At 71.9% G+C, this 23,188-nt stretch carries 16 protein-coding genes and 2 pseudogenes; 11 read left to right on the top strand and 7 right to left on the bottom strand.

The window, feature by feature from the left end; translation table 11 throughout:
• Positions 1–148: 148 nt before the first annotated feature.
• Positions 149–1,574, top strand: a pseudogene (rox, locus tag FHR33_RS02415) (rifampin monooxygenase).
• A gap of 150 nt (positions 1,575–1,724) precedes the next feature.
• On the opposite strand, the gene FHR33_RS02410 reads toward rox, so the two are convergent.
• Entirely contained in the window at positions 1,725–2,222 is a 498-nt protein-coding gene (locus FHR33_RS02410; protein WP_183642860.1) for a GNAT family N-acetyltransferase, read from the bottom strand.
• Positions 2,223–2,627: 405 nt separating this feature from the next.
• Here FHR33_RS02410 and rsgA point away from each other — a divergent pair, with 405 nt between their 5' ends.
• Positions 2,628–3,704 carry a ribosome small subunit-dependent GTPase A gene (rsgA, locus tag FHR33_RS02405; RefSeq protein ID WP_246451604.1) on the top strand — a complete coding sequence of 359 codons (1,077 nt, stop codon included), beginning with the start codon at positions 2,628–2,630 and terminating at the stop codon, positions 3,702–3,704.
• Positions 3,701–4,270 carry a GNAT family N-acetyltransferase gene (locus FHR33_RS02400; protein ID WP_183642857.1) on the top strand — a complete coding sequence of 190 codons (570 nt, stop codon included), beginning with the start codon at positions 3,701–3,703 and terminating at the stop codon, positions 4,268–4,270. The genes rsgA and FHR33_RS02400 overlap by 4 nt, the downstream gene beginning before the upstream one ends.
• Positions 4,271–4,337: 67 nt before the next feature.
• Here FHR33_RS02400 and FHR33_RS02395 read toward each other — a convergent pair whose 3' ends face one another.
• On the bottom strand, positions 4,338–5,483 hold the full coding sequence (locus tag FHR33_RS02395; protein WP_183642854.1) for a sensor histidine kinase: 1,146 nt from the start codon (positions 5,481–5,483) through the stop codon (positions 4,338–4,340).
• Positions 5,480–6,136, bottom strand: coding sequence for a response regulator transcription factor (locus tag FHR33_RS02390; RefSeq protein WP_183642851.1), 657 nt, complete (start codon positions 6,134–6,136; stop codon positions 5,480–5,482). The genes FHR33_RS02395 and FHR33_RS02390 overlap by 4 nt, the downstream gene beginning before the upstream one ends.
• A 99-nt stretch (positions 6,137–6,235) precedes the next feature.
• On the opposite strand from FHR33_RS02390, the gene FHR33_RS02385 reads away from it, so the two are divergent.
• The 3 genes and pseudogenes from FHR33_RS02385 to FHR33_RS49690 all read left to right on the top strand — a co-directional run bounded on the left by FHR33_RS02385 (position 6,236) and on the right by FHR33_RS49690 (position 8,481).
• A complete protein-coding gene (locus FHR33_RS02385; RefSeq protein ID WP_183642848.1) occupies positions 6,236–7,630 on the top strand; it encodes a hypothetical protein in 1,395 nt (464 codons plus the stop codon).
• 49 nt (positions 7,631–7,679) lie between these two features.
• Positions 7,680–8,042 (top strand): annotated as a pseudogene (locus tag FHR33_RS53130) (class I SAM-dependent methyltransferase); the annotation flags it as partial.
• 37 nt (positions 8,043–8,079) lie between these two features.
• Positions 8,080–8,481 (top strand): hypothetical protein, encoded by a 402-nt coding sequence (locus FHR33_RS49690; protein ID WP_246451598.1) that lies wholly within the window; start codon positions 8,080–8,082, stop codon positions 8,479–8,481.
• Here FHR33_RS49690 and FHR33_RS02375 read toward each other — a convergent pair.
• A complete protein-coding gene (locus FHR33_RS02375) occupies positions 8,473–9,495 on the bottom strand; it encodes a LacI family DNA-binding transcriptional regulator (protein ID WP_183642845.1) in 1,023 nt (340 codons plus the stop codon). The two genes, FHR33_RS49690 and FHR33_RS02375, sit on opposite strands and share 9 nt — an antisense overlap.
• A 290-nt stretch (positions 9,496–9,785) precedes the next feature.
• On the opposite strand from FHR33_RS02375, the gene FHR33_RS02370 reads away from it, so the two are divergent.
• Both FHR33_RS02370 and FHR33_RS02365 read left to right on the top strand, forming a co-directional pair.
• A complete protein-coding gene (locus FHR33_RS02370; protein WP_183642842.1) occupies positions 9,786–10,289 on the top strand; it encodes a SigE family RNA polymerase sigma factor in 504 nt (167 codons plus the stop codon).
• The gene (locus tag FHR33_RS02365; RefSeq protein WP_183642839.1) at positions 10,286–11,476 is read left to right on the top strand and encodes a TolB-like translocation protein; all 1,191 of its coding nucleotides are present in this window, start codon (positions 10,286–10,288) and stop codon (positions 11,474–11,476) included. Before FHR33_RS02370 ends, FHR33_RS02365 begins: the two co-directional genes overlap by 4 nt.
• Positions 11,477–11,565: 89 nt before the next feature.
• Here FHR33_RS02365 and FHR33_RS02360 read toward each other — a convergent pair whose 3' ends face one another.
• Both FHR33_RS02360 and FHR33_RS02355 read right to left on the bottom strand, forming a co-directional pair.
• A complete protein-coding gene (locus tag FHR33_RS02360) occupies positions 11,566–13,101 on the bottom strand; it encodes a SulP family inorganic anion transporter (protein WP_183642836.1) in 1,536 nt (511 codons plus the stop codon).
• Between the two features lie 897 nt (positions 13,102–13,998).
• Positions 13,999–16,215: an MMPL family transporter gene (locus FHR33_RS02355; RefSeq protein ID WP_183642833.1), complete on the bottom strand. Its 2,217-nt coding sequence runs from the start codon at positions 16,213–16,215 to the stop codon at positions 13,999–14,001.
• 258 nt (positions 16,216–16,473) lie between these two features.
• Between FHR33_RS02355 and FHR33_RS02350 the strand changes: the two genes are divergently transcribed.
• The 3 genes from FHR33_RS02350 to FHR33_RS02340 are packed head-to-tail and all read left to right on the top strand — an operon-like array spanning position 16,474 to position 21,683.
• Positions 16,474–17,700, top strand: a complete 1,227-nt coding sequence (locus FHR33_RS02350; RefSeq protein WP_183642830.1) for a sensor histidine kinase — start codon at positions 16,474–16,476, stop codon at positions 17,698–17,700.
• Positions 17,697–18,422, top strand: a complete 726-nt coding sequence (locus FHR33_RS02345) for a response regulator (protein WP_183642827.1) — start codon at positions 17,697–17,699, stop codon at positions 18,420–18,422. The genes FHR33_RS02350 and FHR33_RS02345 overlap by 4 nt, the downstream gene beginning before the upstream one ends.
• 42 nt (positions 18,423–18,464) lie before the next feature.
• On the top strand, positions 18,465–21,683 hold the full coding sequence (locus tag FHR33_RS02340) for an AfsR/SARP family transcriptional regulator (RefSeq protein WP_183642824.1): 3,219 nt from the start codon (positions 18,465–18,467) through the stop codon (positions 21,681–21,683).
• On the opposite strand, the gene FHR33_RS02335 is transcribed toward FHR33_RS02340, so the two are convergent.
• On the bottom strand, positions 21,671–22,879 hold the full coding sequence (locus tag FHR33_RS02335; protein ID WP_246451590.1) for a serine hydrolase domain-containing protein: 1,209 nt from the start codon (positions 22,877–22,879) through the stop codon (positions 21,671–21,673). The genes FHR33_RS02340 and FHR33_RS02335 overlap by 13 nt on opposite strands.
• Positions 22,880–23,188: the final 309 nt, after the last annotated feature.

The raw sequence follows: 23,188 nt of genomic DNA, 5'->3' as shown, positions 1-23,188 counted from the left end.
AACAAGGCACTCCCGAAAGGCAACACCTGTGCACTCTCAGCAGTTCACCGCCGAGCCGTCGTCGGACGGTACGGTCGAGCGCGACTTCACCGTGGGCGACGTCCCCGGAGTCCGGTCGTCGGCCTCCGGGGCCGATCGCGCGCCCCTCATGTTCGACGTGATCATCGCCGGGTGCGGGCCGACCGGCGCGATGCTGGCCGCCGAACTGCGGCTGCACGATGTGCGGGTACTCGTTCTGGAGAAGGAAACCGAGCCCGCGTCGTTCGTCCGCATAGTCAGTCTGCACATCCGCAGTCTCGAGCTGATGGCAATGCGCGGTCTGCTCGAGCGCCTTCTCGAACGCGGAAGAAAGCGTCCGGTCGGCGGTGTCTTCGCCGCCATCGCCAAACCCGCGCCCGAGGGCCTGGATTCCGCGTACGCTTATCTGCTGGGCATCCCGCAGCCGGTCATCGATCATCTGCTCGAGGAACATGCCATCGAACTGGGCGCGCAGGTCCGGCGCGGTTGTGCGGTCGCCGGTTTCGAGCAGGACGACGAGGGCGTGACCGTCGAGCTGTCCGACGGGAAACAACTGCGTTCGCGCTACCTCGTCGGCTGTGACGGCGCACGCAGCACGGTGCGCAAACTGCTCGGCGTCGGCTTCCCCGGCGAGCCCTCACGGACCGACACGCTCATGGGCGAGATGAACGTGGGTGTGCCGCAGGAGGAGATCGCCGCCAAGGTAACCGAAATCAGCCAAACCCATCAGCGATTCTGGCTCAGGCCCTTCGGCGAAGGGGTCTACAGCGTCGTAGTCCCCGCCGCGGGAGTCAGCGACCGCGCCGAACCACCCACCCTCGACGATTTCAAACAACAGCTGCGCACCATCGCCGGAACCGATTTCGGCGTGCACTCCCCGCGCTGGTTGTCCCGCTTCGGGGATGCCACCCGGCTGGCCGAACGTTATCGCGTCGGGCGGGTGCTCCTGGCCGGCGATGCGGCGCACATCCATCCACCCATCGGCGGGCAGGGCCTCAACCTGGGCGTTCAGGACGCGTTCAACCTCGGCTGGAAACTGGCCGCACAGATCCGCGGCTGGGCGCCGGAAACCCTGCTGGACACCTATCAGTCCGAACGTCATCCGGTCGCCGAGGACGTGCTGGACAACACCCGTGCCCAGATGGAACTGCTGTCCACCGAACCGGGGCCCGCGGGCCGTGCGCAGGCTGCTCACCGAACTGATGGACTTCGACGAGGTGAACCGCCACCTGATCGAGAAGATCACCGCGACCCGCATCCGCTACGACTTCGGCGAAGGCCCCGACCTGCTCGGCCGCCGCCTGCCCGACATCGACGTGAAACAGGGCCACCTCTACGGCCTGCTGCGTCGCGGCCGCGGCCTGCTGCTGGACCGCACCGAACGCCTGACCGTCGGCGGCTGGTCCGACCGGGTCGATCACCTCGCGGATCCCACCGCGCCACTGGATGTTCCGTGCGTCCTGCTACGCCCCGACGGCCACGTCGCCTGGATCGGCGACGATCAGCAGGACCTGGACGACCACCTCGCCCGCTGGTTCGGCGAGCCCGCCGACTGATCTCGCCTGCGCGGTGGTCATCCGTAGAGACGGCCCCGAACTGCGAAGGGCGAAGAGGCGAGGTCTCCCGTTACTTTGCGGCTCGTCGCAGCTGTAGGAGTTCAGGGCCGTGACGCGGGGTCGGCGGCGTGCCGCCGACCCCGCGGAGGGTTACCTCGTGGCGCGGAAGCTGGCCAGGTTCTCCTCAGAGCTGTACCGCTGGAAGCCCGCCTTCTCCAGCACGCGGAGCGAGGGCGGGTTCGACAGTTCCACCTCGGCGCTCACGGTGTGGACGCCGGGGGCGGTGAGGGCGAAACGCGTCAGCGCCCTGGTGGCCTCCGAAGCGTAGCCATGGCCCTGCCTGGAGGCGACGACGCCGTACCCGATCTCGAGGGTGCCGTCGGAGGGCGGCCAGAACAGGCCGATGGAGCCGATCACCAGGCCCGTCGAGCGCTCGACGATCTGGCGGTGACCGTACTCGCCCAGCCAGCCGGGGTGCTCGCCGAACAGACCCGCGATGACGCGGTCACCCTCGGCGGGGAAGTCCTCGGCCCAGTGGGCGAGCATGCGGCCGTCCAGGACGGCGGCGACCTCGGCCGCGGTCCAGGTCCGCAGGATGAGGCGGTCGGTGCTCAGGTCGGCATCGGCGGGTGAGACGAAAGAAGACACGTGACACTCCTGGTCGTTGACGAACGACCGGGCCGCGCTTCAACCTCGCGCGGACCGGACAAGGGCATGCTGAACACGGCCGGTGGCAGCCATATTCATCAACCTCCCTCGTCACCCGGGACGATCACGTCCCTGGAGACGCTAGCAACCTCGTCCACCGCGGGCAAACCGAGGCGAACCGCGGACCGGCGACGATGATCGATGTGGTAGGTTCAGAGCGGCAACAGGTAGCGGAACTCTGCAAGGGAGGTGAGGTTGATGACCGTCGTGGCGATGGCTGCTTTCCGCAGCGCCGGGTCCATCCTTACGTCCCTGGTCCTCGGCTGACCTTCCACTAGCCGCTGCCCGCATCGGGCGCGACTGTCCCGTTCACCGAGGGCCCTTCTGGCAAAGGGTTCCAGACTGTTGTCTTCTTACATCTCTCTTCCAGGCGGCCTGTCCGCCTACGGCTGGGACGACGAGCTCGATCGAGCCTTCGCCCCCCACCGCGCCGCGGGCCTGGTCCCCGCGCGTATCGCCGCCGTCGACCGCGGCAGGTGCGACGCGGTGACCGAGTCAGGCCCGCTGCGCGCCGGCACCTCGCTGGTCAAGGCGGCCGATCCGGTGGCCTCCCCGTGCACGGGCGACTGGGCCGCCGTACGCCCCGGCGCCGAACCCGAGATCGCGGCGCTGCTCCCGCGGCGCAGCGTCATCGTCCGCTCCTCACCTTCGCGCAGGTCGCACGGCCAGGCGCTGGCGGCCAACGTCGACACGGTCGCGGTGGTCTCCTCCCTGGCCACGGCGTCCAATCCAGGCCGCGTCGAACGGCTGCTCGCCCTGGCGTGGGAGAGCGGCGCCCTACCGGTCCTGGTGCTGACCAAGGCGGACGCGGTGGCCGACCCCACACGGTCGGCCGACGATGCCGCCCGGCTGGCCCCGGGCGTGAGCGTGATCACCACCAGCGCGGAGACGGGGCAGGGGCTCGACGCGCTGGCCGGCGTGCTGACAGGGACCGTGGTCCTGCTCGGGCCCTCCGGCGTGGGCAAGTCCACGCTGGGCAACGCGTTGCTTGGCGCCGAGGTGCTGGCCACGGGGGCGGTGCGGGCCCAGGACGGCAAGGGCCGCCACACCACCGTCCGTCGCGAACTGGTCCCGCTGCCGAACGGCGGCGTGCTCATCGACACCCCCGGCCTGCGCGGCATCGGCCTCGTGGACGCCGACGACGGCCTGCAGCAGGTGTTCGCCGAGATCGAGGAGCTGGCCAGGGACTGCCGGTTCGCCGACTGCTCCCACGAACGCGAGCCCGGCTGTGCCGTACAGGCCGCGATCGCCTCCGGCGAGCTGGACCAGCGTCGCCTGGCCAGCTACCGCAAGCTGCAGCGCGAGAACGAGTGGGCGACCTCCCGCAGCGACGCGCGAGCCCAGCGCGAGGACGTCAAGAAGGCGATCACCCGCTCGCTGCGCCAGACCTACGCCTTCCGAGACAGGCAGCGCCGCTCATGAGCGAGATCGACGCCATCCACCTCACCGACTTCACCCTCACGAAAGAGAGCATCACCGTGTCGCAGATCTGGACCACCCGCGCGGAGACCGAGCGGGACATCCCCGCCATCCGCGAGGTCAACCTCGGCGCCTTCCCCACCCCGCTGGAGGCCGACCTCGTCGAGGCGCTGCGCGCCGACGCCGCGTGGCTGCCGGGCCTGTCCATCGTCGCCGAGGACGCCGACGGCACCGTCGCGGGCTACGCGCTGCTCACCCGCTGCCACGTGGACAAAAGCCCGGCTCTGGCGCTCGGCCCCTGCGCCGTGCTGCCCGGCCACCAGAAGCGGGGCGCGGGTTCGGCGGCGATCCTCGCGGGCCTGCGAGCCGCCCGTGACCTGGGCGAGAACCTCGTTCTCGTTCTCGGCCACCCCGAGTACTACCCCAGGTTCGGGTTCGTGCCGGCCTCCCGGTACGGCATCCGCCCGTCCTTCGAGGTCCCCGACGAGGCGATGATGGGCCTGGTGTTCGACGACTCCCTGCCCGTGCCCGCCGGCACCATCGTCTACCCGGCCCCCTTCGGCGTCTGACCTCCGAAACAACAGGCCCCCGCCACGCGGCGCGTGGCGGGGGCCACCCGGCAGCGGCCGCCCCCGGTCAGTGCTGGACGGGCAGCTCGACGGTGATCGTCAGCCCGCCCTCCTCACGGGGACGGGCGGCGACCGTGCCATGGTGCGCCTCGGCGATGACCCGCACGATCGACAGCCCGAGACCGCTGCCCCTGTCGGAGCGGAGCCTGTCGCCGTGCAGCCGCCTGAACGGCTCAAAGATGGCCTCGATCTCGTACGGCGGCACCTGCAGCCCCGTGTTGGCCACGACCAGCTCGACCTGCTCGGCCCGCTGACGCGTGGTCACCCACACCTCGCCCTTGACGTGGTTGTGCCTGATCGCGTTCTCCACCAGGTTCTGCACCAGCCGCTCCACCAGCACCGCCTCCCCCGCCGTCGGCGCGGTGTCCAGCAGCCGGTGGATGGTGACCTCCCGCTCGGCGGCCTCGGCCGCCACGGCGTCCAGCACGTGCTCGGCCACGTCGGTGAGGTCGAAGGGACGCCGGTCCAGCACGCTGTTCTCCCCCTCGGCGAGGGCGAGCAGTCCGTCGATGAGCCGTTCGTGCCTGGCGTTGACCAGCAGCAGCGACTCGCCGAGCCGCTTGACGTCGTCGGTCGCCTCGGGCCTGCGCACCGCCACGTCCACCAGCGTCCTGTTGATCGTCAGCGGGGTGCGCAGCTCGTGCGAGGCGTTGGCGACGAAGCGGCGCTGCCCGTCGAAGGAGCGGGCGAGCCTGCCGAGCATCGTGTCGAAGATGCCCGCCAGCTCTTCCAGCTCGTCGCTGGAGCCCTTGTAGCCGATGCGTCCGGTCAGGTCGTGGCCCTGCGCCACCCGCCTGGCCGTGCGCGTCACCGCTCGCAGGGGACGCAGCCCCCAGCCCGCGGCGCCGTAGCCCACCCCGACCGAGGCCGCGGCGCCGCCCAGCACGATGAGCGCGCCGTAGGTGCGCACGTTGGCCAGGGCGTCGCTCTGGTAGACGCGGCGTACGGTGGCCGCCCTCTCCGCGGTGATCTCGTAACCGCGGCTCCCCTTGCCGTAGAAGCCGTTCTGCGTGTTGATGTACTCCGGCGTCATCAGGCCCGTGCGGGGCTCGAGCGTCTGCCGTACCACCAGGTAGAGACCGGCCAGCACGAGCGCGCCGACGAGCAGGAACACCCCGCCGCAGGCCAGGCCGAAACGCAGGCGGATGCTCATGGAATGCGGTACCCCGATCCTGGGACGGTCTCGATGATCTGCGGCTCGCCGAGCTTCTTGCGCAGCTTCGTCATCGTGGTCCTGACGGTGTTGGTGAACGGGTCGATGTGCTCGTCCCACACCTTCTCCAGCAGCGCCTCGGCCGAGACCACCGCGCCCCTGGCGCGCAGCAGCTCGGCCAGCACGCCGAACTCCTTGCGGGCCAGCGGCACGTAGCGGCCTTCGCGGAAGACCTGCCGGTGCGCCCAGTCGAGCCTGACGCCCGCCCGCTCCAGCAGCGGCGGATCGGCCGGCCTGGCCCTGCGGCCCAGCGCGTGGATCCTGGCGAGCAGCTCCTCGAACGCGAACGGCTTGGGCAGGTAGTCGTCGGCCCCCAGCGACAGGCCCGCCACGCGCGCACGCACCTCTGAGGCGGCGGTCAGCATGAGGATCCTGACCATCAGGCCCTGTTCGACCACCCGCCCGCACACCTCGTCGCCGTGCACGCCCGGCAGGTCCCTGTCCAGGACGAGAACGTCGTAGTCGTGCACGGTCAGCCGTTCAAGCGCCGCCTCCCCGTCGTAGGCGACGTCCACTGCCAGGGCCTCACCCCTCAGACCCTCGGCGATCGAGTCGGCGAGCATCCGCTCGTCCTCGGCGATCAGCACCCGCACCCGCGCCTCCATTCCCCCGATGATTCACAGACGCATATAACGCGGACATAACCACTTTTAGTGACGCTCAGGTTAGCGGGCGATCAATGGACTGGCCCGATGACCGCGACAATTCTGCGGCCCTCGCCGCCCGCCCTCGTCCCGGGCCGGCAGCGGGGCCACCTCCTGTTCGGGATCGTGCTGGCCGCGGCGGCGACCCTGCGCGCACTGGTGATGCTCGGCTACACCACCGCCCAGCTGTACTGGTACGACTCCTTCACCTACCTGGACACCGCGCTCCACATGCGGCCTGGCGGCGCCTTCCACCCGGCCGGATACTCCTGGTTCCTGTGGCTGTTCTCCGACGTGAAGCTGGTGGCGGGCCTGCAGCACCTCATGGGGCTGGGCGTGGCCGTCATGATCTACCTGCTGCTGCGCCGCTGGTCGGCGCCGGCCTGGGCGGCCACGCTCGCCACCGTGCCGGTGCTGTTCGACCCGGCCTTCATCCGACTCGAGCACGCGATCCTGTCCGACCTGCAGGTGTACTTCCTCATCATGGCGGCGCTGACGCTGCTCATGTGGCGCACCACGATCACCTCGAGCGCCGCCGCCGGCCTGCTGCTGGCGCTGGCCGGGCTCACCCGCACCGCGGCCGTCCCCCTTGTCGGCCTGGCCCTGCTCTACCTCCTGGTACGGCGGGCCGGCCGGCGCCCCGTCATCGCGCTGATGCTCGCAGGAGCGATCCCGCTGACCGCCTACGCCGGCTGGTACCAGCACCACCACGGCCGTTTCGCCCTCTCCGGCGCCGACGGGGTGTCGCTGTGGGCCAGGACGATGACCTTCGCCGACTGCCGGCGCGTCGAGCTGACACCCGAGGAGGCCAAGCTCTGCCCCAACGGCACCGTGGTCGACGCCGCCTCGGAGTACGTCTGGGCGGCCGGCGCCTCGCTCAACCGGATGCCGGGAGGCAGGTTCGCCCACAACGACCTGGCCAGGTCCTTCGCCACCAAGGTCATCCTCGCCCAGCCTCTCGACTATCTGCGCGAGGTGGTCAAGGACACCTCCCTGGCCTTCACCTGGACACCGGTCGCCCACCCCAAGCGGGTCTCACCCGCGCTGACCTTCCCCAAGGGGGCGTGGGAGCTGCCGTGGCACTTCCCCCTCGTCAACAAGGTGCGCGCCGAGTACGACAACGGCATCCGCGGCATGGCCTCCGTCGAGCCGTACGGCACGATCCTGTCCCACTACCGCTACCCGTGGTTCCTGCACGGCACGCTGTTCGGGCTGCTCCTGCTGGCCGGCGGCCTCAGCGGGGCGCTGTGGCGCAGGGCCGCGCTGCTGCCGTGGGCGATGTCGATGTTCCTGCTGGTCGGGCCCGTGGCCGCGCTCGACTTCGACCATCGCTACGTGCTGCCTGCCATACCTCTGGCCTGCCTGGCCGCCGCGATGGGACTGCACGGCATGCTCACCGCCCTGCGAGCGGGTCGCCTGCTCGGCCGGGAACGGCCACGATGAGCCTCCCGCGCTCCCGCCGAAACGACGGCCGCGGCCGTATCGTCGCCGTGTGACGCACCCGCATGAGACCTGGGCCGCCGGAGCCGCCTACGAGGCCTACGTCGGGCGATGGAGCCGCCCCGTCGCGCAGGCCTTCCTGCGCTGGCTGGAGGTGCCGGCAGGCGGGCGCTGGCTGGACGTGGGCTGCGGCACCGGCGCGCTGACGGCCACCGTCCTGGCCGTGGCTAACCCCGCCGAGGTCATCGGCGTCGACACCTCCGAGGGGTTCCTGGCACACGCCCGCACGCTGATCAGCGACCCCCGGGCGGCCTTCCACGCCGGTGACGCGCGCTCGCTGCCGCTGCCCGGCCGCCGTTTCGACGCCGTGGTGAGCGGACTGGCCCTCAACTTCGTCCCCGACCCGCCCCGCGCCGTGACCGAGTGGGGCCAGGGTCGCCGCGCCGGGCGGCGTGGTCGCCGCCTACGTCTGGGACTACGCCCGTGGCATGGCCATGCTGCGCCACTTCTGGGACGCCGCCGCCGCGCTCGACCCCGCAGCGGCCGCACTGGACGAGGGGCGTCGTTTCCCGCTGTGCGGGCCCGAACCTCTTGCCCGGTTGTGGACGGAGGCCGGGCTGGGCGAGGTGGAGGTGCGGGCGGTCGAGGTGGCGACCGTGTTCGCCGGCTTCGACGACTACTGGAGGCCGTTCCTCGGCGGCCAGGGTCCCGCGCCCGGTTACCTCGCCTCCCTCACCGAAGAGCACCGGCGCGCCCTGCGCGACCTGCTGCGGGCCCGGCTGCCCTCGGGCCCGGACGGCTCCATCCCCCTCACCGCCAGGTGCTGGGCGGTACGAGGCGTGCAGCTAGGGTGACCGCTTCGCTGTCGCGGTACTCCCTCGGGGGGTGAGACCGGCGGTCACGTCCTGGACGTCCCGTACCTGCTCGCCCGCGATCAGCGACATGAGCATCCGCGCAGCGTGGGCGCCGTAGGCGGGAATGTCGCGGCCCACCGCGGACAGCGGTGGACGCACCACCTGCGACAGGGGCGAATCGTCCCACGCCACGATGGACAGCTCACCGGGGACGTCCATCCCGAGCTCCTGCGCGACGGACAGCCCGGCCACGGCCATGATGTCGTTGTCGTAGACGATCGCCGAAGGACGGCCGGGCGCGCTCAGCAGCCGCCGGGTCGCCTGCGCTCCCTGCTCGCCGGTGTAGTTCGTGTGCTCGACGACGTGATGGTCGAGGGCGAGCTCCGTGCAGGTCCGGGTGAAGGCCTGGTCTCGCTGGACGGTGTGGACCAGCTCGGGCAGCCCGGCGATCCTGGCGATGCGCCGATGGCCGAGCGCGGCCAGGTACTGGACCGTCTGCCTGACGGCCGCGCTGTCGTCGGACCAGATCGAGGGGAGCGACCCCGCCGCCGAGGGGTGGCCGATCACGACGACCGGCATGCCGAGCTCCTGCAGGACCGCCACGCGCGGGTCGCGCAGATGCAGGTCGACCAGGATCGCGCCGTCGATGCGCCGCTCCCCCCACCAGCGCCGGTGGATCTCGATCTCCTCGGCGTGGTCCTTGACGACCTGCAGCATCAGGGCGTAGGACCGGGCCGACAGCTCGTCCTGGATGCCGCTGATGAGCTCCATGAAGAACGGCTCCATGCCGAGGGTCCGCGCCGGACGGCACAGGACCAGGCCGATGGAGCGGGCGTGGGCGCCGTTCAGCGCGCGGGCGGCGCTGTTGGGTCGCCAGCCGACCTCCTCGGCGATGGCGATGATCCTGGCCCGTGTCGTCTCCGACACCCCGGACCGGCCGTTCAGCGCGTAGGAGACCGCCACCTTCGACACCCCGGCCCGCCGGGCGATGTCAGCAATCGTCGGTCGCTTCACCGGGCCCTCTGACTCAACCAGATATCCGCTATGCCTTGCGCCGCGAAAGCTACCACGCCTGAGCCCCCTGCCCTGCGCACCGCTGAACGTGCGCCTTCCCATCCATGGAGGCCTTGCGGTGACGTCCTGACCACGGGCCGTGGCTCGTCGCTCGATCACCGCCATAGAGAACCTGCTGGGGGCCTCGCCCGCCGTGGTGACCGCACTCGTCGCGCGGCAGAGGCGGCGATTCAACAAATCGGGGGTCGAATCCGTCTACGTGGTGACGGACCACGGAAGGGCGAAGCCAAGTGGAAGACGACTCGCGTTTTGTCGAGTTTGTCGCTGAACGCGCCGATGCATTGCTGCGGTACGGCTACGCGCTGAGCGGTAGTACGCACGACGCGGCCGACCTGACCCAGGAGGCGCTCATCAGGCTCCACCGAGCCTGGTCACGCGTGCGCAGGAAGGAGGACCCGGAGAGCTACACCAAAATGATCATGGCGCGGCTGCACATCAGCATCTGGCGGCGCCGACGCCGCGAGCAACTCACGTGGACCGTCCCGGACATCCCGCTGGAGGACGCGCTGCCCTTCGAAGCCGACCAGGAGCTGTGGCAGGCACTACGCGAGCTGCCCCGAAAACAGCGCACCGTGCTCGTCCTGCGCTTCTACGAACAGCTCACCGACTCCGAGATCGCCGTTCTGCTGGGCATTTCCCAGGGCACCGTTCGCAGCCACGCGTCGCTCGGCCTGAGCAGGCTCCGTTCGGCCATACCGCACGTCATGCCCACAAGGAGGAGGACGACCCTATGACCGTAGAGCCGGAACGCGACTTGTCTCAGGTCATCGCACGCGCGGCGGAGCGCGCACCACGGGCCCCTGCCGACTACTCGACTCAGATCCTGGCCCGCTCCCGCCGCCGCAAGGTCCGGACACAGGCCCTCCTCACGGCGGCGGCCGTGGTGCTCGTCGCAGGAGGGGGCAGCGTGGCCGTGCGGGCGACGTTGAGTGGCGAGCCTCCGGTGGCGGCCACCCCCACGCCCGAGGCGACGCCGTCTCTCACGATGCCGATGCCCGCCCCCGTGGCCCAGGTGTGGCCGCAAGCGGTCGACACCATCGCGATGAAACTCCCCAACGGCCGCAAAGGCCGCCCGCTGACCCTGATCGACGATCGCACGCTCCTGCTGGAAACGTGGCAGAGCTTCGAGAAGGCCGACGCGCTCTACGCCTACGACCTCAAGACCGACCAGCCCCGGAAGATCACCGACATCCGCACCCCGAAGGGTGTTTTCGCCTCGAACTACGCGGTGGGCGGGGGCTGGATCGTCTGGCAGACGATCGACAAGATGCGGACGAACTTCTGGTCTGCGCCGCTGTCGGGCGGGCAGCCCGCCGCCGTCGAGACCGACACACCGATCAAGGGACGCGGCGACGGGCTCGTCGTGACCGGCGACAAGATCGCCTTCTCCCTCCATGAGGGCGGCGTCTTCACGCTTCCACTGGAGGGCGGCGCCGTGACACCCGTCGAGGGCGCCGAACGCCACCACATCCTGAACTGGCCCTGGGTGGGCACGCCGGGCCAGTACACGCCGGACAACGAGCCCAGCTTCGAGGAGATCCTCGATGCCGAAACAGGGCAGATCAGCAAGGCGCTCGTCCGGCCCGGCGAGGAAGACGTGCGCTGCGGCGTGACGACGTGCACCGGCCGCAGGTCCGACGGGAGCTTCTTCCACCGCCTGCGGGACGGCTCCGGGGAACAGGAGCTGCCAGAGCGCACCCTCGGCTTGGCCTTCGACCGTTTCGTGACCGTCCATCTGCACCCCAGGCGCGGCCAGGTGCTGCTCGACCTGACCACCGGCCGGTCCGGCGACCTCGGCTTGCGCCCCGACGCCAAGGGACAAGTGAGCAGCATCCAGCCGGGGATCGACCCCTACGATCGGCTGGTCGCGTACGAGCTGGAGGGCCGGTATGTGATCATCGACCTCGCCAGGATCCGCTGAGGCGACCTGTTCGGCGAACCCGCCACCGGACGGCCCGGCCCGCGCTCGGCGCCGGGAGCCAGTGAGCCGGAGGGTCGGTGGCCGGAGCGTCAGTGGCTGCCCGACAACTCGCCGGACAGGGCGCCGTGCATGCGAGCGCTGGGCTCGTTGAGGCCGACGATCTCAACCGTCTTGCCGCGGGCGGCGTACTTGGCCTGCACGGCGTCCAGTGCGGCGACGCTGGAGGCGTCCCAGATGTGAGCGTCGGACAGGTCGATGACGACGTGGTCGGGATCGCCGGCGTAGTCGAACCGGGAGACGAGGTCGTTGCTGGAGGCGAAGAACAGCTGCCCGGTGACGGCGTACAGGGCATGGCCGCCGTCGGGGTCGACGACGGCGGCGACCTGCGCCAGATGAGCGACCCGGCGGGCGAAGATGACCAGGCCGGTCAGCGAGCCGACGACGACGCCGATGGCCAGGTTGTGGGTGGCGACCACGACGGCCACGGTGACGACCATGACGGTGATCTCGCCGGCGGGCATGCGCCTCAGGGTGGCCGGGGCGACGGAATGCCAGTCGAAGGTGCCGACCGAGACCAGGATCATGACGGCGACCAGCGCGGCCATCGGGATCTGGGAAACCAGCGGGCCGAAGACGATGCACAGCACCATCAGGAAGGCTCCGGCCAGGAAGGTGGACAGCCGGGTGCGGGCGCCGTTCTTCACGTTGATCATCGTCTGGCCGATCATGGCGCAGCCGCCCATGCCACCGAACAGGCCGGTGACGATGTTGGCGATGCCCTGGCCGATGGACTCGCGGGTCTTGCTGGAGCGGGTGTCGGTCAGGTCGTCGACGAGCTTGGCGGTCATCAGCGATTCCATCAGCCCGACCAGCGCGAAGGCCAGGGCGTACGGGGCGATGAGGGACAGGGTGCCGAAGGTGAACGGCACCTCGGGCAGGCCCGGGACGGGCAGCGAGGACGGCAGCGCGCCGCGGTCGCCGACCGTGGGCACGGCCAGGTGGGCGCCGACGGTCAGGGCGGTCAGCGCGGCGATGGAGATCAGCGGGGCCGGGATCGCCCTGGTCAACCTCGGCAGGAACACCATCAGCGCCAGCGCGCCGCCGACCAGCGGGTAGACCACCCACGGCACGTCGATCAGCTCGGGCACCTGCGCCATGAAGATCAAGATGGCGAGGGCGTTGACGAAGCCGACCATCACCGAGCGGGGCACGAAGCGCATCAGCTTGGCCACCCCGAGCGCGCCGAGCACCACCTGGATGAGGCCGCCGAGGATGACGGTGGCGATCAGGTAGCCCAGACCGTGCTCGCGCACCAGCGGCGCCACGACCAGGGCGATGGCGCCGGTGGCGGCCGAGATCATCGCGGGGCGCCCGCCGACGACGGCGATGACCACGGCCATGGTGAAGGAGGCGAACAGTCCGACGCTCGGATCGACCCCTGCGATGATCGAAAAGGAGATCGCCTCGGGGATGAGGGCGAGCGCGACCACCAGCCCGGCCAGGACCTCGGTGCGGGCGACCTTCGGCGACAGCCAGGCGGGGCGGCCCGGCCGCAGACGCGTGGCCAGGGCGGCGGGCGTGCGGGCAGGCGTGGGGGAACTGGGCAACAGGACATCCTTCAACATGAGCGGGCAACGTGAGCAGGCGGCAACCCGTGCTGGTGGGCGCGACGACGGCGCGCAGCGCGGGCAGAGGCCCGAGGGGAGAGAAGGCGGCTCGACGGGGGCGCGAGGCACCAGACGGACGCCCGACGGCGGGGTGCGGCACGCCGGTGGCGGTGCCTGACCTACCGCGAGGAGGTCACGGCGGGCAGCAGGCGGTGACGGTCAGGGGCATGCGCGCGTCGATGGTCCGTCCCTCGTGTTCGTTTCGTCCCGCCGTCAGTCGCCGCCGTGCTGCTTGAGGACCTTGTGCCTGCGGTCCGGTCCTGCCCGAACCCTTCGGCGGCGTGGCCGGGACCTGCACGGCCGGTCATGGGGGACGACACCGTTGGCGTCCCGGCCTTCGGCAACTCTACCTTCGATCGATTCTGGAACGCAGCGGGGGCCGAGCCCGTCAGCTCGCACGCCGCTGACAGCCTGCTTCTGACGGCCCGCTTCGATGGACGCGCGTCGGAGGGTGTCTGGCGAGAGCATCGCCGGGGACGGTGACCCATGGAGGAGCTCGCCGGCCGGCGCCGACGCGACGGCGGTCAGGCGTCTGGGAGGGCCGGTAGGTGAGGAGGACGAGGCTGTCACCGACGGTACGAGCACCGGCGAGGCGCAGGGGTTTCTGCTCGCCGGTCTCGCCGAAGAGACGCTCGCCGCCCCGAGCACGAACGGGTGGGTCATCAGCCGCAACTCGTCGACGAGGTCGTCACCTTTTCCCGAGGCGGCGCCGCCGCGGCCGGTCGGCTCGCTGTGGCAGCGGCAGCAGCCCCAACCCGAGCTGCGCCTGGCGGCGTCGCCGGACTGGATGGAAGGCGGGGCGTCGAAGCGCCCCACCCGGGCAGACCGGACGCCTGCGGCGCTCCGATCCACACCTCAGCGGGCCGTGACCCGGTCGGGTTGCGGGGCAGGTACGGTCGCACGGTCCTGCGGGTGGCCGCCCACGGCGGGCCCCGGGCGGACCGGCCACCAGATGGCCCTGCCGAAGAGCGCGGCAAGGGCGGGGACCAGCACCAGCGACACGACGAGCGCGGAGAGCATGATGCCGAGCGTCATCGCGAAGGCGATCTGCTCGTTGCCCGGGGATATGGCCAGGCCGGCGAAGGAGGCGGCCAGAACCAGGCCGGCCGTCGCGATGGCCGGCGTCGTGTGCCGTACGGCCCGGGCCACCGCGGCGCGGGCCTGACCCGGTCGCTGCATCTCCTCCCGGATCCGGTCGGCGATCAGGATGTTGTAGTCGGTGCCCAGGGCCACGACGAACAGGAACAGCACCAGCGGCAGGGTGAAGCTGACTCCCGGCCTCCCGAGGGCGTGCTGGAACAGCAGGGTGACCGCGCCGAGGGTGGCGGCGAAGCCGAGCCCGACGGAGAGCATCAGGATCACCGGGGCGAGCAGGCTGCGCAGGAGCAGCAGGAGGATCAGCGCGATCAGCGCGGCCGCGACCGGGAACACGATCGTGAGGTCGTGGTCGACGGCGGTCGAGATGTCGGCGATGATCGCCGGCGTCCCGCCCACGTGTGCCCTCGTCCCGGCGGGCGTGTGCTGCGCGACCGCGGCCCGGATCGGTCCTGAGGCCAGGTCGCGAGCCTGCGGGCTCTGCGGGTCCGCGGTCGGGTAGAGGTCGATCCGGGCGGCACGGTGGTCCTTGCTCAGGACCGTCCTTGCGACCTGGCCCACCCCCGTCACCTGGGTGAGCGCACGGGACAGACCGTCGAGCCCGCCGGCGGTGAGGGCGCCGCCGTCCGTGGAGGTGACGAAGACGCTCGTCGGGTCCGACACGCCGGCCGGCAGCGTGCGGGAGATCTCGGCCGCGGTGGCCGCGGCGGGGGTCTGTGCGGCGGGGTCGCCCTGGCCGTAGTCCATGCGGATGCCGATCAACCCGGCGGCCAGCGCGGCAAGCAGGGCGACGGAGGCGGTCAGCATCATCAGCGGTCGTCGCGTGACCAGCGCGCCCAGGCGGGCGGCACGGCCCTCGCGCGCCTCGGGGCGCAGGGCCGCTCTGGAGGGCCAGAACATTGCGCGCCCGGTGGCCGCCAGCAGCGCCGGCAGCAGGGTGAGGCTGCCCAGCAGCATCACCAGGACCGCGACGGCGATCGCGGGGCCCATCGAGCGGAACTGCCCGAAGGTGGCCAGGCCCAGCGTGGCGAACGCGGCCACGATGGTCAGCGCCGCCGAGGCGATCGCGGTGCCCACCCGGCCGGCGACCTGCCCGGCCACCTCGCGGGCCGACTGCTCGGGCCTGGCCCGCAGTTGCTCACGGAAGCGGAACAGCAGGAACAGCAGGTAGTCGATGCCGATGCCGAGCAGGACCACGTTGATCAGCCCCGGCGTGCCCGCGTCGAGCCTGAGCCCGGTGAGCATCGCGGCGACCGCGACGGCTCCCGCGGCCACGGAGCCGATCACGGCGACCGCGAGCAACGGCAGCAGGGCCGCCAGGACGCTGCGGAACACCGCCACGTTGAGCAGGACGATGAGCCCCATGATGAGGGCGCCCCCGACCGTCGTGGCCGTCTTGCGGGAATCGACGGTGTCGACGGTGTCGGCGAGAGGCCCGGTGAAACCGGTGCGCATCCCCGCCTCGGAGAACTGGGTCCGGGCGGCGTCCCTGAAGGCCCGGTAGACGCCCTGGACCCCCGGGTCCGCGCGATTGCCGATCAGCTCGACGGACAGCAGTGCGAAACTCCGGTCGGGCGCCGTCATGGCAGGGACGATCCGGGGGGTCTGGGAGCGGTCGGGGATCAGGAACTGCTGCGGGCCGTCGTCCTCCCTGGGCATGATCACCCGGCGCTTGGCCAGCTTCGCCGCCTCGGCCTCGACCCGCTTGCGGTCGGCGGTGCTGAGAGCCCTGCCGTCGGCCCTGGCGACCAGCACCGTCACCGTGGTGGCGTCGGGGTTCACCCCGAACTGCTCCTTGGCGATGTGCAGCGCGGCGGCCGAGTCGTAGCTGCGGGGCAGGAAGTCCCCGGCCTGGTTCTGGGTGACGCGGTCGAACAGCGTCGGGGTCAGGGCGCTCAGTACGACACCCAGCACCGCCCAGAGGGCGATGACCTTCCACGGGTGTCTGGTGGAGTATCCGGTCAGGGCGCGGATCACGTTGTCCTCCGGCGGACGGACTTGCAGGCGGATGTCTGCCGGGGGCTCCCGGCCGGTATCCAGACCATCAGGGCGAAAGGCGGCAAGCCTCCTGGTAGCGGATGATCCGGACCGGGGCCCTGGGGCCTTCCCCCGGCCGGCGACCAGGCCCCTGGTCCTGGTCTCCTGGTCGGTCAACCACCGTCGCCGGCCATTGCACCGCGGCTGCTGTGCGACCCTGTTCCGGGGGCCGGGAGGCCGGATACAGGGGGAACAGACATGCGCAGGAGCCGACACGCGCGGCCTGGCGAGGCCCGGGAGCTGCCGCACATCGACAGCGCCGAGCCGCCGTGGACCCGTAACGACGCGCTCGTGACCGGCGGGGCCTGCGTGATGAACCTGCTCAGCTACGTCTTCTTCAACGCCCCCGACGGCCATCACGCCGTGAGCGTGGCCGGGTTCCTCTTCGTCGCGCTGGCGGCCCTGCCGCTGCTCGCCCGGCGCCGCCACCCGGTGGCGGCGCTCACCGCCGTCCTGGTACTCGATGCGACGGCCACCCTGACCGTGCCACTGCCCAGGCACTTCGGCGCCGTCCTGGTGGTCGCCCTGTACTCCGTCGCCAGGGCCTGCCCCGGCCGGGTCACGGCGCTCGCGGCCGCCGCGACGGTATCGCTGACGCTGCTGAGCCAGAGCGACGGCCGCGTTCCGCCCTGGCAGGAGGCCGTCACCTCGCCCCTCACCACCCTGATCGTCGTCGGCACCGCCATGGCGGTCAACCGCTGGCAGCGGGAGGTGGCGGCCAACCGCAGACTCCTTGCCGACCGCGCGGTGGCCGACGAACGCCGCCGCATCGCACGGGAGCTGCACGACATCGTGGCCCACCACATCACCACCATGCAGATGATGGCCGGCGGAGCCCGGGCCAACATCGCCGAACCGGAGGTGGTCCTGGACGCCCTGCTCACCCTGGAATCCTCAGGGCGGCTCGCGCTGCGCGAGATGCGCCAGCTTCTGGACGTGCTACGGGACGGCGACGAACCGGAGAGCGCGCCGTCGCAGCCCCAACCGGGCGCAGACGACCTCGGCCTCCTGGTGGCCGAGTCCCGCCTCGCCGGCCTGCCGACCGACTTCGGCGTCTGCGGGCCGCAGCGCCCGTTGCCGCCGACCATCGGCCTCACCGTGTTCAGGATCGCCCAGGAGGCCCTCACCAACGCCCGCAAGCACGCGGGACCCGCCCGCGCGTCCGTCCAGCTGACCTACCGTCAGGATCGGGTCACCGTCGAGGTGCGAGACGACGGCGGGGGCACACCGCCGCAGGAGGGGGCGACGACGGTGGGCTCCGGCGGATACGGCCTGATCGGCATGCGCGAACGCGTCGCCCTGCACGGCGGCACCCTCACCGCCGGCCCGCAGGCCGACGGGGGGTTCGCCGTGGTGGCCGACCTGCCGCTGACCACCGACGAGGCGGCCGAGGCGGCCGTCCAGCACGAGGAGGCACGCCGATGACCGGGACCGGGCCGACGCCGCCGACGCCGCCGATCAAGGTGCTGATCGTGGACGACCAGCTGCTGGTCCGGCGAGGCCTGTCGCTGATCCTCTCCCCCAACCCGTCCTTCGAGGTGGTGGGAGAGGCCGAGAACGGCGCGCAGGCCGTCACCCTCGCCCACCAGCTGCGCCCCGACGTCGTGGTGATGGACATCCGGATGCCCGTCCTCGACGGGGTCGGCGCGACCAGGCAGCTCGCCGCCACCCTGCCCGGCTGCCGGGTCCTGGCCCTCAGCACCTTCGACATGGACGACTACCTCGTGGGCGCCCTGCGCGCGGGAGCCTACGGGTTCCTGCCCAAGGACAGCTCCCCTGAGGACCTCAGCGCCGCGATCCGCACCGTCCACGCCGGCGATGCCGCCGTCGCGCCGCGCCTGCTCACCCGGCTGATCTCCACCTACGTACGGGCCCCCCACGCTACCCGTCCGACCCCCACCGGCCTGGACGACCTCACGCCCCGCGAGGTCGAGGTGTGGCGTCTGATGGCCACCGGCCTCGACAACACCGAGATCTCCCGCGTCCTCGACATCAGCCTGTCCACCGTCAAGAACTACATCACCAGCATCTTCGACAAGCTCTCCGTCCGCGACCGCGCCCAGGCGGTCATCGTGGCCTACGAATCGGGCCTGGTCACCGCCCGCGCGGCAGCCGGCGACCCGCCCAGCGACGGGCACACCCGATAGCGAGGACCGGCGCTGCCTTCCCCAGCTGGCACACTGCTGGCCATGGCAGATGCGATCGAGGCGTCCGGCGACAGCGGAGGGATGCGCGTCGGCGTCCTGGGCCCCCTGCTGCTGGACACCGCCACCGGCCCGACGCCGGTCGGGGGCGCGCGACTGCGCGCGTTGCTGGCCCGGCTGGCGCTGGAGGCCGGGCGTGCCGTCCGGCCCGAGACCCTGGCCGAGGCGCTGTGGGAGGAGGCGGCACCCGCCGACCGCCTGCACGCGCTGCAGTCGCTGGTGTCCCGGCTGCGGCGCCTCCTGGGCGACCCGGGGCTGCTCACCTCGGGCCCTGCCGGGTACCGGCTGGCCGTCGAGCCGGACGCGGTCGACGCCGTCCGCTTCGAGCGCCTGGCCCGCGCGGGCCGGCGCTCGCACGCGCAGTCGCGACCCGCCGAGGCTGCCGCCACCTTGCGCGAGGCCCTGAGCCTGTGGCGCGGCCCCGCCCTGGCCGACGTGCGCGAGGCACCGTTCGCCGCCGCCGAGGCCGAACGGCTCGAGCGGGCCAGGCTGGCCGCCCTGGAGGACCGCATCGAGGCCGAGCTCGCGCTGGGCGCCGACCTCGACCTGCTCCCCGAGCTCGAAGCGCTGACCGCCGCGCACCCGTTGCGGGAGCGGCTGGCCGCCCAGCTGATCCGAGCCCTGGCGCTGAACGGCCGCGGCGCCGAGGCGCTGGCCGCCTACCAGCGGATCCGCGACCTGCTGGCCGACAGTTTCGGCGGCGATCCAGGACCGCAGCTGCAGGAGGCCCACCTGGCGGTGTTGCGCGGCCAGCCGCCCCGCTCCCGCCGATCGCACGGCAACCTCGACGTCCCGCTCACCACCTTCGTGGGCCGCGACGACGACGTCCGCCGCGTGGCCGACCTGCTCGGCCGAGGACGGCTGGTCACCCTGGTCGGCCCCGGAGGAGCGGGCAAGACCCGGCTGGCCAACACCATCGGCCGACAGCTCACGCCGTCCGGCGGGGTGTGGTTCGTCCCGCTGGCCCCGGTCGGCGCCGACGACGTGCCCCGCGTGGTGCTCGAGCTGCTGCGGGTGCGCGAAGAGGGCCCGCCGCCGCGGCCCGTCACAGCCGAGACGGTCCTGGACCACCTGGTCGACACGCTCGCCGACGACGACCTGGTACTGGTGCTGGACAACTGCGAGCACGTGATCGAGACCGCCGCGAGGCTCGCAGGAACCCTGCTCGGCCGATGCCCGAGGCTGCGGGTGCTGGCCACCAGCCGCGAACCCCTGCACATCGACGGCGAGAGCCTGCACCCGGTGCTCCCGCTGAAGCTGCCCGAACCGGGAGCGACGCTCGAGCGGGCCCGCGCCTGCGCCGCGGTCCGGCTGTTCCACGACCGGGCCGCCGCGGTGCGGCCGGGCTTCACCGCCGAAGGCAGCGCGCTGACGGCGGCGATCGAGATCTGCCGCCGCCTGGACGGCCTGCCGCTGGCGATCGAGCTCGCCGCGGCACAGGTGCGCGCCCTGCCGGTCGAGGCGGTCGCGGCACGGCTGGACGATCGCTTCAGGCTGCTCACCGGGGGCAGCCGCACCGCACTGCCGCGCCACCGCACCCTGAGCGCCGCGGTGGCCTGGAGCTGGGACCTGCTCGACACCGACGAGCGAGCGCTGCTGGAACGGCTGTCGGTCGTGCCCGGCGCCTTCACCGAGGACGCGGCGGAGGCGATCGGCAGGTCGGGCGAGGTCCGACAGCTGCTGACGGCGTTGGTCGACAAGTCCCTGCTGCACCCGGTGGAGACTGCCGACCCGGTCGAGCCGCGCTACCGCATGCTGGAGACCATCCGGGAGTACGGCCTCGAACGACTGGCCCGGCGTGACGAGACCGACGACGCCCGTGGCAGGCACGCCGAATTCTTCCTTCAGCTGGCCGAGAGCGCGGACCCGCACCTGCGCACCTCCGACCAGCTGCGCTGGCTGGTCCGCCTGTCCGCGGAACGGGACAACCTGTCGGCGGCGATCCGCTGGGCGGTCGAGTCCGGCGACGCCGACCTGGCGGTCAGGTACGGCGTCGCGCTGTGCTGGTTCTGGTTCCTGCGCGACAACCCGCCGGAGTCGCTGGACCTGCTCGGCCGGATGATCCAGGCGCGCGGCTCGACCGACCCGCGCGCCCGCGCGCTCGTGGTCGCCGCGCACGCGCTCGCCACCGTCGAGACCATCAGCCGGCCGGACGAGGCCGAGGCGGCCTTCGACCGGATCGGCAAGGCGTTGGAGCACGTCGCCCCCGGCACCCACCCCATCGTGGAGATGGCCCGGCTGGCACTCGCCGTGGGCTCGGCGGATCGAGCCGCACCGGACGTGCCCGCCTCCCCTGACGAGCGGACCGATCCGTGGAACCGGTCGTTGACGCTGCTGGTCCGAGGCGTGCTGGCCATGAACACCGGGCGCGCCGCCGAGGCGACGCACGTGCTGTCGCGCGCGCTGACCGGCTTCGAGGAAGTCGGCGAGCGGTGGGGCCTGGGCATCACGCTGAGCACCCTGAACGCGGCGTTGCAGCGGGCCGGCGACCCGGCCGGTGCGGCGGGACTGGCCGAGCGGGCCAGCCGGTACTTCCAGGAACTCGGCATGCCCGAGCACACGATGGAGAGCGAGGTGGCGGCCGCACTGCACCGGGCCCAGTCAGGCGACGTGGACGGCGGGCGGCGGCAGCTGACCGACCTGCTCGACCAGGTCGCGCAGGCCGGCTCGGCGGAGTCGCGGGCTCAGGTGTGCCTGGGCCTGGCCCGACTGGAGTGGCGCGCCGGCCGGCCGGAAGCGGCCCGCGAACACGCCAGGGCCGGCCTGGCCGAGGCGCCACCCGGCCGGTCGACCCCGCACCTGGCCGCGTTGCTGCTGGGCGTGCTCGCCCAGGTGGACCTCGCGCAGGGTCTCCCGGAGGAGGCGGCACGCAGGCTCGACCACCCGGCGGTGCACCTGACGCTGACCTGGCAGACGCCGGTCGCGGCCTCGATCGCGGTCGTGGCCGCCGCGATCGAACTGTACCGCGATCGGCCGCAGCGGGCGGGACGGCTGCTCGGGGCCGCCACCGCGCTGCGGGGCCGCAACGACCTCGACGACGTCGACGTGCGGATGACCACACAGGGGGCCACCGCCGCCCTGGGCGCCGCAGGGTTCGCCGCCGCGCACGCCGCGGGCGCGGCGATGTCGCGGGCCGAAGCCGAACACCTGGTGTCCGCGATCATCACCGCACCCGCGGCCGAGCGCGCCGGTCAACCGGCCTGAGCCGCGGCCGGCACGGGCTTGCCGAACATCGTGCACGTCACGGCGGCCTGGAGCGCCTGCGCGGCCTTGGCGATCTTCGGGTCGGCCTCGAACTCGGCCCAGAACTCCGTCGAGACCAGGACGGTCGCCGTGCGGCTGCCGGTGCGGTCGGCGAGGTTGGTCGTCAGGTAGCCGGGCATGCCGCCGTCGTGCCCCCAGAACGTGCCACACGGAGTGGCGCCGGTCTGGATGCCCAGCCCGTAGCCGGGCCCGTCCGGCTGGCGTGAGTCGACCGGCACCGTGGTGCGCAGCTGCGCCATCTGGGCGGCGGGCAGCAGCTTGCCGGACAGCAACGCGGTGTGGAACCGGGACCAGTCCTGCGTCGTGGACACCACCGCCCCGGCCGCCCCGCCCCACCCCGGGTCGTTGTCGGAGACGTCCACGTGACCGTGCCGGCGCTCGCCCGCCAGGTCCCTGAACTCGGCCGGCACACCCGGCGGCATGTGGGCGGCATCCCGTTCGTAGCCGTGCGCATGAGAGCCACGCCAGGCCGAGCCCGCGGCGTAGTAGGTGTGCCTGAGGCCGAGCGGCCTGGCGATCCGGTCCCGGACCAGATCGGCCAGGCCCGCCCCGGTGACCCGCTCCAGGACGGCGCCGAGCGCGACGTAGCCGGTGTTGCTGTAGGACCACTTCGTGCCCGGCGCGAACAGCGGATCGTGCTTCACCCCCACGGCGAGCAGCTGCGCCGAGGTCCACCGCCGCCGGTCCTTGCCGAGCATCGAGGGCCGGATCGCGGCGTCGTCGGTGTAGTCGAACAGGCCGCTGGTGTGGTTCAGCAGCATGCGCAACGTGATCGCCCTGCCGCCAGGCACCTTGCCCGGCAGCCACTTCTCCACCGGGTCGGTCAGGGAGAGCTTGCCCTCGGCGACCAGCTGCAGCACGAGCGTGGCCACCATGGTCTTGGTGTTGGACCCCATCCGGAACTCGTCCCCCACCTTGAGCAGGTGATCCCGTCGGGTCCAGGGGGCCTGCTCGGCGATCTCGACCGGACGGCCGCGGCCGTCGTCGACCCGCACGATCACGCCGGGCGCCCCTGCCTCCACCAGCTTGCGCGCCAACTGCTGGAGCTGAGCGCGCTGCGCGCCGGCGTCACTCGAGGCCGCGGACGGCGTCGCCGCGGCGGCTGCCGGGTGCGCCGCGGCCACGGACAGACTCAAGGCCAGCGCCGACGCCGTGACCGTTCGCGGCCAACGCGGCCGCGCGGCGCGATCCGAGGAAAAAACATGTGATGACATCGACCCGTTCCTCCGGGGTTGTAGGCGACGCGGACGACCTCACCCTCCAGCCCGCCACTCACAAACCGCACTCAGCACGCTGTCAGCCACCCCCCAGGCACCACCGGCCAGGCACGCCGTCGGCCATCTCGAAGATCGCATCCGTCATAAATGATCTTAGAACACATAGAGTATTCGATCAGTGACTATGGGTAACTATCGCGACGGAAGATCGGATCATCACCCACAGAG

Origin of the sequence: Nonomuraea dietziae (genome assembly GCF_014195505.1) — a bacterium.
Taxonomy (GTDB): domain Bacteria; phylum Actinomycetota; class Actinomycetes; order Streptosporangiales; family Streptosporangiaceae; genus Nonomuraea; species Nonomuraea roseola.
The sequence above is the reverse complement of the archived record's forward strand: the minus strand, read 5'-3'. Positions and strand labels throughout refer to the sequence as shown.